General features: G+C 51.6%; 14 protein-coding genes. All 14 read right to left on the reverse strand.

What is annotated here, in order from left to right:
* Positions 1 to 1,170, reverse strand: coding sequence for a thiolase family protein (locus ACLPHM_RS01975; protein WP_430219593.1), 1,170 nt, complete (start codon positions 1,168 to 1,170; stop codon positions 1 to 3).
* Positions 1,170 to 2,786, reverse strand: a complete 1,617-nt coding sequence (locus ACLPHM_RS01980; RefSeq protein ID WP_430219594.1) for an AMP-binding protein — start codon at positions 2,784 to 2,786, stop codon at positions 1,170 to 1,172. The genes ACLPHM_RS01975 and ACLPHM_RS01980 overlap by 1 nt, the downstream gene beginning before the upstream one ends.
* Positions 2,787 to 2,809: 23 nt before the next feature.
* A complete protein-coding gene (locus ACLPHM_RS01985; protein ID WP_430219595.1) occupies positions 2,810 to 3,295 on the reverse strand; it encodes an aromatic-ring-hydroxylating dioxygenase subunit beta in 486 nt (161 codons plus the stop codon).
* A 38-nt stretch (positions 3,296 to 3,333) separates the two neighbouring features.
* Positions 3,334 to 4,641, reverse strand: coding sequence for an aromatic ring-hydroxylating dioxygenase subunit alpha (locus tag ACLPHM_RS01990; RefSeq protein ID WP_430219596.1), 1,308 nt, complete (start codon positions 4,639 to 4,641; stop codon positions 3,334 to 3,336).
* A 15-nt stretch (positions 4,642 to 4,656) separates the two neighbouring features.
* Positions 4,657 to 5,628, reverse strand: coding sequence for a PDR/VanB family oxidoreductase (locus ACLPHM_RS01995; protein WP_430219597.1), 972 nt, complete (start codon positions 5,626 to 5,628; stop codon positions 4,657 to 4,659).
* A gap of 377 nt (positions 5,629 to 6,005) precedes the next feature.
* Positions 6,006 to 6,506, reverse strand: a complete 501-nt coding sequence (locus ACLPHM_RS02000; RefSeq protein ID WP_430219598.1) for an SMI1/KNR4 family protein — start codon at positions 6,504 to 6,506, stop codon at positions 6,006 to 6,008.
* A 142-nt stretch (positions 6,507 to 6,648) separates the two neighbouring features.
* A complete protein-coding gene (locus ACLPHM_RS02005; RefSeq protein WP_430219599.1) occupies positions 6,649 to 7,440 on the reverse strand; it encodes a cyclase family protein in 792 nt (263 codons plus the stop codon).
* Between the two features lie 72 nt (positions 7,441 to 7,512).
* Complete coding sequence (locus ACLPHM_RS02010) at positions 7,513 to 8,538, reverse strand: carbon-nitrogen hydrolase family protein (RefSeq protein WP_430219600.1); 1,026 nt, start codon at positions 8,536 to 8,538, stop codon at positions 7,513 to 7,515.
* Positions 8,539 to 8,549: 11 nt separating this feature from the next.
* Positions 8,550 to 9,473 carry a fumarylacetoacetate hydrolase family protein gene (locus ACLPHM_RS02015; RefSeq protein ID WP_430219601.1) on the reverse strand — a complete coding sequence of 308 codons (924 nt, stop codon included), beginning with the start codon at positions 9,471 to 9,473 and terminating at the stop codon, positions 8,550 to 8,552.
* Positions 9,474 to 9,528: 55 nt separating this feature from the next.
* On the reverse strand, positions 9,529 to 10,656 hold the full coding sequence (locus tag ACLPHM_RS02020; RefSeq protein WP_430219602.1) for a cupin domain-containing protein: 1,128 nt from the start codon (positions 10,654 to 10,656) through the stop codon (positions 9,529 to 9,531).
* Positions 10,657 to 10,701: 45 nt separating this feature from the next.
* Positions 10,702 to 12,990 carry a bifunctional salicylyl-CoA 5-hydroxylase/oxidoreductase gene (locus ACLPHM_RS02025; protein WP_430219603.1) on the reverse strand — a complete coding sequence of 763 codons (2,289 nt, stop codon included), beginning with the start codon at positions 12,988 to 12,990 and terminating at the stop codon, positions 10,702 to 10,704.
* Between the two features lie 106 nt (positions 12,991 to 13,096).
* Positions 13,097 to 13,549, reverse strand: a complete 453-nt coding sequence (locus ACLPHM_RS02030; protein WP_430219604.1) for an acyl-CoA thioesterase — start codon at positions 13,547 to 13,549, stop codon at positions 13,097 to 13,099.
* Positions 13,550 to 13,651: 102 nt separating this feature from the next.
* The gene (locus tag ACLPHM_RS02035; protein ID WP_430219605.1) at positions 13,652 to 14,167 is read right to left on the reverse strand and encodes a MarR family winged helix-turn-helix transcriptional regulator; all 516 of its coding nucleotides are present in this window, start codon (positions 14,165 to 14,167) and stop codon (positions 13,652 to 13,654) included.
* A gap of 156 nt (positions 14,168 to 14,323) precedes the next feature.
* Positions 14,324 to 15,835 carry an indolepyruvate oxidoreductase subunit beta family protein gene (locus ACLPHM_RS02040; RefSeq protein WP_430219606.1) on the reverse strand — a complete coding sequence of 504 codons (1,512 nt, stop codon included), beginning with the start codon at positions 15,833 to 15,835 and terminating at the stop codon, positions 14,324 to 14,326.
* Positions 15,836 to 15,853: the final 18 nt, after the last annotated feature.

Raw genomic sequence — 15,853 nt, forward strand, 5'->3', positions numbered from 1 at the left:
TTATCCTCGCTGCAAAATGGTCGCGGCCGTACAAATGCCACGGTCGTAATTAATCATGCCAAAGCCAGACACCATGCCGATGCGGGCGTTTTCTACTTGCGTGCTACCGCCCGTGTTCGTCAATTGACGTATGGCTTGTACCAAACCTAAGTAACCGCCTGCGGCACCCGCTTGGCCTACGGATAACTGGCCACCCGATGTATTAAAGGGGAAGCTGCCATCTATGGTGAAGCTGTGATCGCGAATGAACTGTGGGCCTTCGCCTTTGGCGCAGAAGCCTAAGTCCTCGAATTGCAGTACGTTAATGACGGGGTAATCGTCATAGGTTTCTAAGAAATCTATGTCGCTGGGCGTGACACTAGCCATGTTGTAGAGCTCGTCTACATCCATTGCCCAACCTCCACGGTATTGCACGGGGTCTTGGTGAAAGGCGTTGTGTCGTTCAATGCTGCCCAAAATACGTACATAAGGCAGACCTAGTTTTTCGGCTTGTTCGCGGCGCATCACTAAGTAGCCTTCTGCTCCCGCGCAAGGCATCACGCAGTCAAACAGATGTATGGGGTCGGCAATCACTCTGGCATTGAGGTAGTCGTCTAGGGTCAACGGTTTTTTCATCAACGCATCTGGGTTACGTAATGCGTTGTCGCGTTGGGCGACGCACAATTTGCCAAAGTCGGCGCGGGTAGCGCCATAGTGGTGCATGTAATAGTTGGTCAGCAAGGCGAAGCTGCCATTGGGGCCTGCGGCACCATAGGGGTAGACGGCGTCTTGAGAAAAACGCGAGAACGCACTCACCGTGTGTTTGAAGGATTCACGGTGGTTAGTGTCGCCAGCGATGCAAGCCACAATACTGGCATCACCACATTGCACAGCGCGTGCAGCGCGGCGCAACGCGACCACGCCGCTGGCTCCACCCATAGGGATATGATCCAGCCAGCGTGGGCTCATTTGAAAGTGCTGCATCACCCCCACGGCAGAGTCGTTACCCAGCGTGAAGCTGGATACACACACGCCATCAACTTGAGTTTTTTGCAGCCCACTATCATCCAGTAAGCGTCGTAAGGCAGTGCCTAACCAGTAGTGTGCGCTTTGTTCAGAAAAGCGCTCATACGCAATGGTGACAGGGCAAGCCAGTACGACATCATCGTAGGGCAGGCGGGTAGTGCTCATCATCGCTCCTGACGTTTTTTCAGGTGATTGGTGTCAATGCACTCGGTGCTTTGTAGCAGGGCTAAAGCTTTAGCTTTAAGCTCGCCACGTTGGATTTTGTTGGTAGAGGTCAGCGGTACGGCATCTACAAATACTACATAGCCAGGCACTTTGAAGTAGGCCAATTGGGTCAGTGCCCACTTCACGATTTCTTCGGCCAAGGCTGTAGGATTGGCGGGGGCTTCGTGGGTGATGATAAGCGCCATCACTTCGTCACCCCGTATAGAATCCGGTACCGCTGATACAGCAATAGAACGAATAGCAGGGTGTTGCTGCAAAGCGTTTTCTACTTCTACCGCGGCAATGTTTTCACCACTGCGACGAATCACGTTACGTTTGCGGTCAATGAAGTGTAGGTAGCCGTGTTCATCACGCATGACGATATCGCCAGTGTGAAACCAGCCATCGGCCCATGCCGCTTCGGTGGCAGCAGGGTCTTCCCAGTATTCAGAGAAAAAACCAAAACGTGGGTTGGGGCCTGCACGACGCACCAGTAGTTCACCGTTCACGCCGTTAGGCACGGGTTGGCCGTTGTCATCCACCAAAAGAATGTCTACGTTGTCGCTTTCTTTACCAAAGCAACTAGTGCCAATGAAACGAGGCTCTTCGTTGGCGATAACGCAGGCGGCAGCGCCAGTTTCCGTCATGGCCCAGGCTTCTAATAAGGGGAAGCCAAAGCGGGTTTCAAAAGGATGGTGCAAGGTTTTTTCTACCCCGGCACCAAAGCCAAAGCGTACGCAATGGTTTGTGTCTTCGCTGCTTGCGGGCAGCTTCATTAGAATCGCAGGCATCACACCCAAGTAATGCACGATGGTGGCTTTAGAAAGTCTGACGGAATCCCACCAGCTACGTGGGTGGAATCGATCTAAAACGATGATACAACCGCCGGTTTTGATGATGGCCATGGTGGAGGTTGCCAAGGCGTTCATGTGGAACAGTGGCAGAGGCGTCAACATACGCTCTTTGCCGGGCTCCAAATGGGCCAAACCACCTACCGTGGCGTACCAGTCACCAGCGTAGTCAAAGTACTCGTTCGTCAGCACACAGCCTTTAGGTAAGCCGGTAGTGCCTGATGTGTAGAGCAAGGCACATTCAGTGTGTAAACCCAATGGGCCGTCTGCACGAGCAGGCGTGTTCGCGGCAGGGAAAGGTTGCTCTGGCGTGATCACTGGCAGAGCAATGCTGTTTTGTGCAGCCGCTTCGTTCAGATCATTCACGCGAGAGGCCAAGCTAATGGCCAACACCATATCCGAGTGTTGAATTAAGTAGCTGAGTTCGGCAATGCGCAGATCTGGGTTGATGGGCACAATGGATGCGCCCAATTTGTTCAACGCTAACCAGTGCAGCAGAAACACAGGGCGGTTTTCCAGCAGTAACCCAATACGGTGGCCTTGACCGTAACCGGCTTGCTGGTATTGTTCTGCCAACTGGTCTATGCGGTGTAAGGCCTCGGTATAGCTAAGACTGCCCGCATCAATGCCATAGATTTCTGCTGTTTCAGGTAAAACAGTGATGAAATCGTTGTTTGGCCATTGTTTGGCGGTGCTTTGAAAAACAGAATAAATCGTGTGCGACATGAGTAATTAGGCTCCGAGGGGGCTTACATGAACAGCTGTATATTGCCGAAGGGGGCGTCACAGTTCAGCAGATCAACGCGTTTCAGGCGTATGCGTAACTGACCGTCTTGATCTACAACCACGTGGTGGGTGGCCCAGCCTACGTAAATTTGCAGATCGTCACCGCGTGTTTCGGTGTAGTGAAAGGCGGTGCGTACGCAGTGCTCGGAAGCCTGTGCATCGAAGTTCACGACTTGGGGGCGTTGCAATAGATGGTGGCAACGGCTTTTAGGCTGTTGAGAAAACGTACGTTGTCCGGCTAGGCGCTCAATACGTATGCGCAGCAACAGCGTGTCTTCATACATCAACGACGCATGCAAGACAGGGTCTGTTTGGCCGTGTGCCAACGGCATCCAGTAGTAGCCATCTTCAGTAAACAACTTGAGCCAATCGTCGTAGTGTTGCTGATCCAGCAGCTCGGCTTCTTGGTAAACAAAATCAATGAGGTCTTGGGGGGTAATGTGGGTCATGTCGTATTCCTTGAATGAAGAACCAGGAAATTCAGGGGTTAAAGACCCATGTATTTCAGCCAAGCGCGAAACTGTGCGCGCATTTGCAGCTCACTGGTGCCATTAATCACCACATTGGTGCGCGTCTCTTCACCGTCTTCATACAAACGTCCTACGTTCATCCAGTCGCGGCCACGGCTTTGCAGCGCGGTTTGAGCGCGTTCGTACATTTCCAGATCATCATGACCCACTACAGAAGTAGGTGCATTGATCAGGCGGTTGTACATGAGCGTGCGTTCCAGCAGCTTGTCGGGCGCGCCTACTAAGCGGAAGGTCCACGATTCCACCAAGGTTTTGTCGGCGGCAATGGGTTTGAACACGCGCAGTGTTTGGATGGGGCCTTTGACCATGATGTTGGGGAAGTAAATGGTGTTATGGCGCACATCACCCAAAATGGCTTTGGCTTTCTCTTCACCGTAGGCTGCTACCATTTGATCCCAGTAACCGCCAATATCGGAGTATTCGGCGTGTATGGAATCACTCACACCGGTGTGGCCATGGCCGTTTTCCCATACCCGTATACCCATGTTTTCAAAGAACTCATACGGCGACATAAAGGGCGCAAAGAGTTCTACCGCCATAGGTTTAGGCGTGCCCTCAGGCGCTTCTTGCCAGACTTTGACAGCAGTACCGGCTGACGACTCGTGTGCCACCATGGGGTGACAGGTATCGGTCTGGTTATCGACCAGCATTTTCCAGTTGCAGTTGTGCATGTAGCGCATCACGCCACCGGCTACTTCTAACTTGCCTTCAGGTGATCGGTCCACCATGTTGTCGATGGTGCTTAAGGACTCGCCAAAGAAGTCCGCAAAGCTTTCGCCTTCAGGGCTTAATCTACAGAATACGAAGTCACGGTATACCTCTACGTTCTCAACCGGAGCCATGCCTTGGCTGGCTTCGCTGCATTCAAAGCCCGTGTTCTCGTAGCCTTTTTTTAGTGGAATAGCTAACAGCTTACCGTCAGTGCGGAAGGTCCACGCGTGGTAGGGGCAGCGGAAAAACTTACCGGTGTTGCCACAGCTTTCGCCAGCCACTTTGACGCCTTTATGCGGGCAGCGGTTGTACAGCACTTTGATGCTGTCGTCGTTATGGCGCACCATCACCACTTCTTCATTGCCTACAGTCGTAGTGATGTAATCGCCCTTGTTAGGCACTTGGCTAGCATGGCCAACGTAAACCCACGTGTTGGCAAATAACTGTTCCATTTCCAGTTGGAACACTTCTGGGCTGATATACAGGTCTTTGTGTACCTCTGTATCACGCACCAGTTGGCGAATGGCGTCGGGGTTGTTGCGGTAGGTAGTCATGATGGCACCTGCTAATTACAGATCAAGAACAAGTTTGGGTGTTTTGCAGCGGGAAATGCAGGTCTGTATGACCTTATTGCTGGCTTTCTCGTTATCACTCAGGAAGTAGTCGCGGTGGTCGGGAATGCCTTCCAGTACGTCGGCAGTACAGACGCCGCACTCGCCGCGTTTGCAGTCGAACATAGGGTCCAAGCCAGCTTCTTCCAGCACGTCTACGATGGTTTTATCGGCAGGCACCGTTAGTGTCATGCCTGACTGACGCAGCTCAAGTTCAAAGGGCTGGTCGCCTGCTTGGGCTGTGGCAGTCGTAAACAGCTCAAAGTGCACATGGCTGCGTGGCCAGTTACGTGCTTTGGATATCTCAATCACCGCATCAATCATGGATTGTGGGCCACAGACATAAATATGCTGCTCAGGATTCAGCGTATCGAAGAGCGCATTCAACTCTAAGGGTTGGCCGTCATTTTGGTAGCACACCAACTTGTCGCCTAATGCATGTTGCAAGCTGTCGGCAAAGGCCAATTGTGCTTGGCTGCGTGCGCTGTAGTGCAGACGGAACGGGCGGTTTTGCTGTTGTAGAGTGCAGGCCATACTGGCAATAGGCGTAATGCCAATACCGCCAGCGATCAGTACATATTCGGGTTCTGCTTGCGCAGCAGTGTGCACTGGGAAATCATTGACGGGGCCCTTAACCTGAATCACATCACCTACTTGCAACTGGTGCATGAAAGCCGAACCACCACGGCTTTCCGCTTCTAGGCGTACACCTAAGCGATAACAGGAGGGGGCGCTTTGCCAGTTGTAGTCGGGAGCAGTGACAATCAACGAGTAACAGCGGTGATCGTTAAGGCCAGGGATTTGTACTTGTAAGTGCGCACCAGCATCAAAACTGGGCAGAGGTGAGTTGGTTGCGGATTCCAACAAGATTTCTCGTATCAGCTCGGAAGCTGGACGTACGTCGCGGACCACAAGATCGAATGTAGGCATCGTTTATCTCTTCCAGTATGGCCTGAAGTCAGGTCAATTATTTTCTTATTGCTTAATAGTTTAGTAGTAAACATATTCCAAAGAATATAAAGGAAAACCATTAGTGGAAGATGACGGTTTTTTGGGTTGATGCAGAAGGGGGCGGTAGGCGGGTAGGGTGAGACGAGGGCAGCCAATTGCTGGCGAGTAATGACTTTGTGGATGCGGCTATGTGGGCTTAAGAGTATGTTGGCAGGCTAGTGCTACAACGGAGCATTGCCTTCATCGCACACGCTGGGGACTGCAGGAATACTTTTTGTGATTTGTACACCAAATCAAAAAAGTTTCCTCTCCGTCCCCCGGTTGATCTGAGTGTAGTGAGATTTACAGCCCTTTCTTTAGGGCAGTATGGCTTCAGCCGTTAGTTGAGCTAGAAATTGCTCAAATGATTCCGCCACTACATCTACCTCCTCGAACTCCGGCTCTAGTCCCATGACGATGCGGCCAAAGTGTGCGGGTGAGGTATCTATCGCGTAATAGCTATACCCATTGGTGACTGAGAGCATAAAAGGGAAATGATGATCCCAGAATGACAGTATTTCAGACTTCAGCGTGCTGTCGTCACCGGCTGCTTCTAGCGAGATCAGTTCCCACTCATTCCACCGGAAGGCGGATTCGTCTGTGTTGTGAAAGTCGGCTTCGCATAAGAACCAAGCTGTTTCTGCGGGATTAACGCACGAGACTAGACTGCCTAGGAAATTCAGTAATGCGGTAGGTAACTTGGGGTGTCTAGCCGAGACTTCGGGCGGTAGCTGAAACTGTTGGTGGTGTCGTTTTTCAATAGACCAACCACGGTGCTGTAGTTCGGTTATAGGGGGCGGGTTTTGTGGCGTAGACATAAATGTGTGACTGGCTGCGCTGTGGTAACGCGATATCGTATCGCTCAGATTGCAGCATTACAAATAAAAAACCCTTCGTAAAAACGAAGGGTTTAGTCGTTACAACAGTCCCAGTATGTAAAAAGGGAAGTCGTAACGTCGCTTAGTTTGACACCAACGCGAGCACACGCAGTGGGCTGCCTGAGCCTGCTTCAATTTTCAATGGTGCAGAAATAATCAGCGCACCGGTAGGAGGCAACTGATCCAAGTTTTGCATGCATTGCAAGCCGTAGCGGTTGGCGCCGTGCATTAAGGTGTGGCAGGGGAAAGGCATGGGCCACGCGTAAGATTGTCCGGCATCGGTATTGATGGTTTCTACCCCAAAACCGTGCACGTTACGTTCTTTGAGCATCCATTCCACCGCTTCTTGGCTAGGGCCTGGCGTGTGTGGGCCGTCGTCTTTCATGTTGACGTAGCTGGCAGGGTCTTTAGCCAGACGTTTAGACCAGTCCGTACGTAAAAATACCCAACTGTGCTCTGGAATACGGCCATGTGTGGCTTCCCATGCTTTAAGGAAGTCGCTGGTCAGTACCCAGTCTTCATTCGCGGCAACCTCAGCAGATGCGTCGATCACGACCGCAGGACGTATGAAGTTTTGCGCAGGAATGGTGTCTACGGTGTTTTGTGGCTGATCTTTGCCCGACACCCAATGCACAGGTGCATCAAAGTGTGTGCCGGTATGCTCACCACAGGTGAAATTGTTCCAATACCACGCGGGGCCTTGTTCGTTGTATTGGCTGATAGTTTGTTTGCTGAATCCTGCAGTTTGGCCAAACTCGGGTGGCAATTGCAGGGCAGGGAAGCTTTCGCTTAATGTGTGGGTGAGGTCAATGACCTTCACCTGTTGGCTATTCAGCGCTTGTACAAGCTGGCTGATACTGTTCTGTGTACTCATCCCGTTGTCTCCTCGTTGTACTCGTACCTGCCGCTATTACTGGCATAGCGACAGGTAGGTACATATCATTCTTTAGTTTTCGGGTTGTTCATCCAGACCTGCGGGTGCCGGGTTGAGCTCGGCGGCGCAGAAGTCATCGTTCACAAAGGTGGCAGCACTTAAGGAACGTCGATTGACTTGCAGATTGAAGATGTCAAAACGGTTGTAGTGACCGGTGATGTCATGCATTTGTCGTGGCTGTATGCAGCGTGACAAATCAATCTCACCGTAAGCAATACCGTCATCATCAATCAGCGGTGTGCCTATAGTGCGACCATCTGGGCCGATCACGCCTGAGAACGCGCTGTTTTTACGTTCCAGCAAAGCACGAGCGTCAGGGTGTACGGTGCTCATTTGTTCGATGATTTCTTCCGAAATCGTAGAGCACGCAATCACCGTAAACACTTTGCCTTCAAAACAGTGGGCCGCAGCACGCAAACGAATAGCCTCAGCCATGTCGTAGTCTTTAGGCGCCACAGGCAAACCAATGTAGTTAGCCACGTGTACTAACTCACCTTGTGACAGCAAGCTAAAGCGTGCCAAGGTGTTGGTGTTCTCACCGCAGGCCAACGCACCCAATGGACCAACGCTGGTTTTGTGTACGCGTAAGGACGACGCATCGCCTGGCGACCATGTCAGTTTTTCAGCCCATGTAGGTACCAGCTTACGATGGCGACCCAACAGGCGACCTTCGTCGCTGATAGTCACTACCGTGTTGTAGATGGTAGCGATACTGTTGGGGTTGCGTTCGTTAACACCAATCACCACGTTGACTTTGCGCTGACGCGCTACTTCGGCGATTTTCTGGGTTTCAGGGCCTGGCACTTCAATAGCGGACTTCACCAGTTTTTCAAACCAAGGGCTACCGTCTACTGGGTTCAGAATCCAGCTCCAGTAGGGGTAGGCCGAAATAAAAACTTCAGGAAAAGCCACCAGTCGGGCACCGTTATCGGCAGCTTCGTGGATCAGCTTGCATGCTTTTTCTACGGTGGCATCCGTATTCAGGAATACAGGTGCTGTCTGTACGGCAGCAGCCTTGAACACTGGAAGATCTAGCATGTGACTACTCCTTATTTGCTGGGCGTAACGTCAACAATAGGGTGACGCAGTGTACCGATGTGTTCTACGTAGGCTTCTACTACGTCGCCTGGCCACATCCATTCTTGTGGACTACGACCGGCGCCTACGCCTTCAGGTGTACCAGTTGCAATGATGTCGCCGGGTTCCAGTGTGATCCCTGCGCTGATGTCAGCAATCAGGTGGTTCACGTTGAACAGCATGTGACGTGTGTTGGAGCTTTGTTTGGTCACGCCATTCAGTGTCAGGCTCAAGTTGATATTGTGTGGGTCTGGCAGTTCGTCAGCGGTAATGATGACGGGGCCAAATGGTGCGTAGGTGTCTTGGCCTTTGGAGTAAATCCACTGACCAGCACGACGGCAGTCACGTGCGCTCACGTCAATCATGGCGCTGTAGCCAAACACGTAGTTCAGCGCGTCTTCTTTGCTGACACGTTTAGCGCGTGTACCCATGATCACGGCCAACTCAACTTCCCAGTCCATTTGTTGGGTGATGTTTTTGTTGTGCTCAATAGCGTCGCCAGGGCCTACAACGGTGGTTGGTGGCTTGGAGAAAATGACTGGCTCTTTAGGCAGCTCTTTGGCGGTATCCAACGTGCGGCTGGATTCGGCTACGTGCTCAACGTAGTTCAAACCAATACCAAAGATGTTTTTGCGTGGGCGAGGAATAGGGGCCAGCAGTTTTACGTTAGCCAGCGGTACGGCGATGCCAATGGGCATATCGTCGCTGTATTCGTTCAGCAAGCGGGAAACGGCTGTGACTGTAGCAGGACCCATGTCGATGAAGTCCAGCATGTTGTCTGGCAATGGGGTGCCAGTCACAACGCCAAAATCGTGCAGGTCAACAACTAAGTCGTTAACGATAGCGCCTAAACGGCCTGCTGCTGCGGGTTCACTGCGGTAAGTTACGAGACGCATTTTCTTCTCCAGAGTTACGAACATGCTTCATGGAGCATGTAGTGATGCAAAGGTGTTAGTTAGTAATGATTTGATGCCCGCCGTTATCGGCCAAGGCTTCTTCACGATAAAGATTCAGTGCACGCATGGTGGGCAGATCATGGAACGAGAACAAGCAGGCGTCTTCGCTGTTAGAGCCGTTGACGTGCTCGTGGAACATCCATGATGGCACGCAGAAAATGTCGTGCTCGTTCCAGTCATAGCGTTTGCCATTGATGATGGAGTGACCATGACCCTTGGCAACGTGATAAATGATGCTACCGGTGTGGCGGTGGGCTTTAGTGTGTTGACCAGGCAGCAGCATTTGCATGCTGGCACCCATGGTGGCCATCACTGGGCCGCCTGTTAGCGGGTTCAAGTAATCCATGATCAGGCCATCAAATGGGCTGCCTTCAGATACTTTGGCGTAGCGTTGCAAGGCTTCGTACGTAGGCTCCCATTCGTATTTCAGCAACGGCGAGTACGGTTTTTGCCAGTCATGCAAGGTAGGTTTCAGACCTGGGCCACCCCAAATGTTGGTGGCATCGTTGACAGGGAAGGTCACGGCTTGCTGCAAGTCGGGGTGCACAGCGTAAAAACCGGCTTCCAGTGCATTCACCAGTGGGATATCCAAACCGTCTTGCCAGATGCAGGTAGTGCCGTCTGAGCTAACACCGTGTTCGTGCCATGAGCCATTAGGTGTGAGCACGAAGTCGTTCGCACCCAGTGTCATTTTGTGGCCATCTACTACGGTGTACGCACCAGAGCCTTCCATGATGAAGCGCAGCGCTGACGATGAGTGAGCGTGTGCGGAGGCGGCTTCGCCAGGGTGCATGACTTGCAAGCCCGAGTACAGCCAACCCACGGCAGCTGCGAAATCGCGGCGGCCTGGGTTGTTCAGGTAAATGACTCGGCGACCCGCTTGTTCCGGGGTAACCAAGTCTACCGAGCGCAGCACGTAGTCACGCAAGTCTTTAAAGCGCCATACCACGGGTACGGAGTCTGATTTAGGTTCCCACGGCTCAATTTTGTTGGCCACGTTCCATAGCGCACCCGCCTCGAACTTTTCCAGTTCGCGGTAGTACGCCACCAGTTCTGGTGTATCGGTGACGTTGGCTCGGCCAATCACATCTTCGCGGTAGGCGTCATAGCGTTCTTGTGTCATTGTTGTCTCCTTTGATCTTCTGCCATGTTGCTTAGTGTGGGGTGTCTAGCGCGTGAGCCAGTCCTTTCCCCACTGATAGGGGGCAGGCCACGGTATGTCTTGATAACCTAGCTTGGCAGCTTCATGTAAAGGCCAAGCGGGGTTAGCAAGGAAGCCACGGGAGAGCGCACATAAATCGGCACGGCCTGCGGCGATAATGCTATTTGCATGGTCTGCTTCTAGAATCGCACCCACTGCCATAGTAGGGATGGATGCTTCATTACGGATGCGGTCAGCAAACGGTGTTTGGTACATACGGCCATACACCGGTTTTTGGTGAGCTACGACTTCACCACTGGACACATCCACCAGATCTGCACCTGCTGCCTTGAAGTGGCGAGCAATTTCTACGGCATCGTCTGGGGTAATACCGCCTTCAGCCCAATCGTGTGCTGAAATGCGTACCATCAACGGTTTTTCTGCAGACAGCGCAGCGCGCATGGCTTTCAGCACTTCTACGGGATAACGCAGACGGTTTTCTAAGCTGCCACCAAATTCATCGGTACGCTGGTTGGTCAGCGGAGAGATAAAACTAGACAGCAAGTAGCCGTGACCGGCTTGTAGTTCAATGCAGTCAAAGCCTGCAGCATCAGCGCGTTTGGTTGCCGACACAAAGGCATCGCGTATGGCTTGCATTTGTGCTGCAGTGATGGCGCTAGGGGTAGCGCTATCTGCGTTGTAGGCAATGGCAGATGCCGAGACCAGATCCCAGTTGCCGGATGGCAAAGGTTTATTGGCCTTTTCCCAACCTACTTGAGTAGAGCCGCGACGGCCAGCGTGACCCAACTGAATACCAATACGAGCATCCAAGCTGTGTACATGGTCTACGACTTTTTTCCAAGCAGATGTTTGGTCGTCATTCCACAAACCAGCGCAACCGGGGGTTACACGGCCTTCAGGGGTAACGGCCGTCATTTCTGCCATCAACAAAGCTGCGCCGCCTAAGGCTCTAGCACCGTAATGGGTGTGGTGGAAATCGTTAACCAGACCATCTTTGGCCGAATACATCAGCGTAGGCGCAAAGACGATACGGTTTTTCAGTGTCATGTTACGCAGTTTGAAGGGCGTAAACATAGGCGGAGGCGCTTGTTTGCCTGCTTCCGGTTTCAGACCAGCGTCGGTAGCAAACCAGCGTTCAAACTCGGCAATGCCTTCAGGGTCACGTAAACGTAGGTTCTCGTGGGAGATACGCTGTGAGCGAGTGAGCATGGAGTAAGTGAATTGCTCCGGAGCCATATCTGCATAGCGTGCAACGTTTTCGAACCACTCGGTAGAGTTACGGGCAGCATTCTGGATGCGCAGCACATCAATGCCGCGAGCTGTTTCGTACTCTTTCAGAGCAGTTTCCAGATTGATGTCATGCTTCAGGTGCTGGGCTAAGGAAATCGCATCTTCCAAGGCCAGTTTGGTGCCTGAACCAATAGAGAAGTGGGCCGTGTGAGCTGCATCACCCATCAATACAAACGGTGTTTGCTTGCCATCTACGTTTTCCCAATGTACCCAGTTGCGGCAGATGACACGTGGGAAACGAATCCAGATGGCAGAGCCACGCAGGTGGGAAGCATTGCTGATTAGCTTGTTGCCATCCAAGTGAGGGGCAAACAGCTTCTCGCAGTAAGCAATACCTTCTTCCTGGCTCATGTTCTCGATGCCAGCTTTTTCCCATACTTCCTGCGGTGTTTCTACGATGAATGTGGAAAGTCCGTTTTCAAAACGGTAAGCGTGGGCTTGGAACCAGCCATGCTCGTTTTCAACAAAAATGAAGTTGAAAGCGTCGAATTTTTTCTCTGTACCTAGCCACACAAAACGGCACTGGCGCTCGTCAATGTCTGGCTGATAGCTTTGCGCGTACTTTGTACGAATGCGGCTATTAATACCATCACAAGCGATGACTAAATCAGCTTGGTATTTGCGAGCGATTTCAAGCTCGTCTTCAACGAAGGTTTCAAACACTAACTTGACGCCGATTTCTTCGCAACGCGCCTGCAAGATATTCAGCAGTTTTTTACGACCAATACCGACGAAACCGTGTCCACGGCTACGCAGTGCACGGCCTTTGAAGTGCGTTTCGATGTCGTCCCAGTGGTTGAAGGCATCACCGATGGTTTGAGCGGAAACTGGGTCAGCTTCACGCAGGTTTTCCATGGTGGCATCTGAGAACACAACGCCCCAGCCAAAGGTATCGTAGGGGCGGTTACGCTCCACCACAATGACCTCGTTGCTCGGGTCTTGCAACTTCATCAGTAGACCGAAATACAGGCCGGCAGGGCCTCCTCCTATGCATACGATCTTCATGTCTGCTCCCTTATTGGTATGTACCACGCTGAATTAGATGCAGAGTAGTATGTTTATTAATAAATAATATACAAATAAAGTATTTAGGTACAGGAAAAAACGCGTTTTATTTTGCGCTATCCATCACGGCGGCTTCTTTCTGAACGTAAGCCTGCATGGGTGTACGTAAAAACTCTGGAATATCAATGGCTTTGTGCGTTACCAATGATGTAGTCACAATCACTTGGTTGATCTCCATACGTAGCTGACCTTCCAAGTCGGTGCATTGCAAATGCAGTTGGATGGAGCGACCACCCAAGCGTTCTATGCTGAGGCTAAGGATGACGTCATCCCCCATTTTGCTGATGGCACGGAAGTCGGCATCCAAATGCACGGTAGGTAGGCCAACTTTACGATCGGCAATAACGCCATGGAAACCTTCGGTGGGAACGATGTCATCGATCCATTTTTCCAGCAGATCGTTGAACATCACAAAGTACTGCGGATAGAACACAATGCCTGCAGGGTCGCATTCCGAGAAACGGATCCGGTGTTTTTGCATGTATGGCTTTGATTCCATGCGTTTTCCTTTTTATTTATAGTGACGCCATAAAGCGCTAGTTCTAGGTGAAGCCAGACAACATACGTGTGTATCTAGTCTGGCCTGTTTTGGTTTCTGTAATTAGCCGAGGTTCTTTTGCAAATGCACACGCAATTGCCCTAGTTGTTGCAGTACTTGTACGATCACATCGTGGTCCATACCTTCAAACAACTCGCTTAGCCATTGGTTATGTTGGCTCGCCATTTTTTCGAATGCGGTTTTGCCTTTTGGGGTCAGGTGCAACAACCAGGTTCTACGGTCGGTAGGGCTGCTGACACGTGAGACCAGACCTTCGCGGGATAGCTCGTCGGTGAGACCCGTAATATTGCCGCTGGTGACCATCAGATAACGGGATAACTCACCCATTTTCAGGCCTTGGGGGTAGCGGTATAGCTGAGCCATGTAATCGAAACGTGCCAGCGAAATATCGAAATTAGTGCGTAGGCGTTTACGTATTTCGTCCTCAATCTGCTTGGTGCAGGTCATGAGTCGTAGCCATAGCCGCACGCTGGCGGGATCTTTAGGGCTGATGCGTCCTTCGTAGCCGCTGTCTTGTACTAATTCGGTAGACAGATCTAAGTCTGTGGTTGGTTGCATTTTCTGATTCCAAGCGCACCCTTAAATGAGGACGCAGTACGTTAACAATAAAGACCAAGCCGTCGCATACGCACGTAGTCAAATTACATTCTACACTATATTGTTTAGTAGTAAAGTATCTAACGACGACTTACTATAATTGCTCACATAAAGTGCTTAAACTAAGGCGTACGCCTGTTTAGTTTCGTCTAGTTTCTTCCCATGTTCATCAGCCAGTGCAGCATCACGTAGGGCATGCAGCATTTCGGGTGAGACACGGTCGGCGTGCTGATCCAAAATTTGCATCAAGGTCGAGAAGTTGCGTAAGCCTCGTTGATGGGTATCGCCATAGCCTTTCACCAAGCGTTGTGTGCGGGTAATTTCCAGCGCCAAAGCAGGGTGGTTAGAGGCTTGTTTAGCTATACGTTGTAGCCATTCTTCAATGCGTAGCTGTTCAGCCTCGTAACGCAAGGTTTTGCGACGCCAGCGTTTCATGCCGCTTAAGGTGTTCAGTAATAAGAAGCCGCGTAACGAGCTGGTTTGGACGATTCTGCCTTTACCAGTCATGCTGCGTAACAAACGGTGGCCCCATGACTTGCTGTTTAACAGCCAACGCGCAAGACGTTTACAGGGCAAGATCTCGCTGATTTCTTCGACGCGAGGGTGCATGTATTCGTTGATGGCCAGTATTTGTCCGGACTCTAGCTGCACTTCTTGGCTGACGCGCTCAAAGCGTGTACCACGGGTTTTGAGTTCAGCAACACGTATGGCGTCTTCAAATGACATCCAGAGTGCGAGGTAACGAGCGGCTTCACTTAACAGTAAATGGTCGTCGGCGCGCATGTTCTGTTGCAAGGCGGCTAGCCTGTCTACATACAGTTCACCGTACTCCACGTCTTGGAAGTCAATGAGTCGTCGTGTACCTTCCAGAATAATGGGCTGGGTACTGGCAGGGAATGTCTGACGTATACGGTCTACCAGCGAGGCCACACGAGGGTGTTTTGGATTGACTGTGGCTGGGTCGGGTAGGGCAGGTTTGTCGTCATCGGTGTTTTCTTCTTGTGCCGCATTCACACGGCTGTACGCCGCATCAAAAGCACGTAAGCTAGGTTTAACGCCTACACCACCACGTTCAATGGTTTGTTCAAACTGTTCGCGGCTAAAAGGCAGTACGCCCGCAGCGGACAGCGAACCAAACATCACGGCACTGATCACACTACCTGCTTCTTCGGCGGCTTTGGCCATATTGAAATGGATAAAGCGTTTAGCGGCTTGTTTAGCATGTTGAATCAGTGCATCGCTGTCCACGCGGCCATCGCCCATGGCTGTTTTTTCAGCAATGGAATACACCCGGTGTGTGGAGGCAATCAACGTGGTGCGATCGTCAGTCACAATGCCGCGTTGTACTGCTCGACCAGCCTCCATGAGTTCAGAAGCCAAGACTATATCCACGTCACCAGCCATAGGCATGAGCGACAGTACGGGCTTTTTGTCTTCTGGTGCGGCACTGATAGGGAACAGCTCTACATAGTAAATGGTGGCACCGGTACGTTGGGCAACGCCTGGTACCGACGTGGTTTGCGCAAAATAGCCATTGTGTTCGCCTAGGCTGACTACCCAGTCGGCTAACACACCGCCACCTTCGCCGCCCATCGCTAAAATCGCAATTTTTATGGGTTTGACTTGCATGATTCTTTATTCCCTAAT

The organism is Paenalcaligenes sp. Me131, assembly GCF_050487225.1.
GTDB lineage: Bacteria > Pseudomonadota > Gammaproteobacteria > Burkholderiales > Burkholderiaceae_B > Paenalcaligenes.

Excerpts from the sequence above, each read along its gene's own strand:
- ACLPHM_RS01975 (WP_430219593.1), bottom strand. The coding sequence starts at position 1,170 with ATGAGCACTACCCGCCTGCCCTACGATGATGTCGTACTGGCTTGCCCT.
- ACLPHM_RS02025 (WP_430219603.1), bottom strand. The coding sequence starts at position 12,990 with ATGAAGATCGTATGCATAGGAGGAGGCCCTGCCGGCCTGTATTTCGGT.
- ACLPHM_RS02035 (WP_430219605.1), bottom strand. The coding sequence starts at position 14,167 with ATGCAACCAACCACAGACTTAGATCTGTCTACCGAATTAGTACAAGAC.
- ACLPHM_RS02010 (WP_430219600.1), bottom strand. The coding sequence starts at position 8,538 with ATGCTAGATCTTCCAGTGTTCAAGGCTGCTGCCGTACAGACAGCACCT.
- ACLPHM_RS02040 (WP_430219606.1), bottom strand. The coding sequence starts at position 15,835 with ATGCAAGTCAAACCCATAAAAATTGCGATTTTAGCGATGGGCGGCGAA.
- ACLPHM_RS01985 (WP_430219595.1), bottom strand. The coding sequence starts at position 3,295 with ATGACCCACATTACCCCCCAAGACCTCATTGATTTTGTTTACCAAGAA.
- ACLPHM_RS02005 (WP_430219599.1), bottom strand. The coding sequence starts at position 7,440 with ATGAGTACACAGAACAGTATCAGCCAGCTTGTACAAGCGCTGAATAGC.
- ACLPHM_RS02000 (WP_430219598.1), bottom strand. The coding sequence starts at position 6,506 with ATGTCTACGCCACAAAACCCGCCCCCTATAACCGAACTACAGCACCGT.
- ACLPHM_RS01980 (WP_430219594.1), bottom strand. The coding sequence starts at position 2,786 with ATGTCGCACACGATTTATTCTGTTTTTCAAAGCACCGCCAAACAATGG.
- ACLPHM_RS01990 (WP_430219596.1), bottom strand. The coding sequence starts at position 4,641 with ATGACTACCTACCGCAACAACCCCGACGCCATTCGCCAACTGGTGCGT.
- ACLPHM_RS01995 (WP_430219597.1), bottom strand. The coding sequence starts at position 5,628 with ATGCCTACATTCGATCTTGTGGTCCGCGACGTACGTCCAGCTTCCGAG.
- ACLPHM_RS02015 (WP_430219601.1), bottom strand. The coding sequence starts at position 9,473 with ATGCGTCTCGTAACTTACCGCAGTGAACCCGCAGCAGCAGGCCGTTTA.
- ACLPHM_RS02030 (WP_430219604.1), bottom strand. The coding sequence starts at position 13,549 with ATGGAATCAAAGCCATACATGCAAAAACACCGGATCCGTTTCTCGGAA.
- ACLPHM_RS02020 (WP_430219602.1), bottom strand. The coding sequence starts at position 10,656 with ATGACACAAGAACGCTATGACGCCTACCGCGAAGATGTGATTGGCCGA.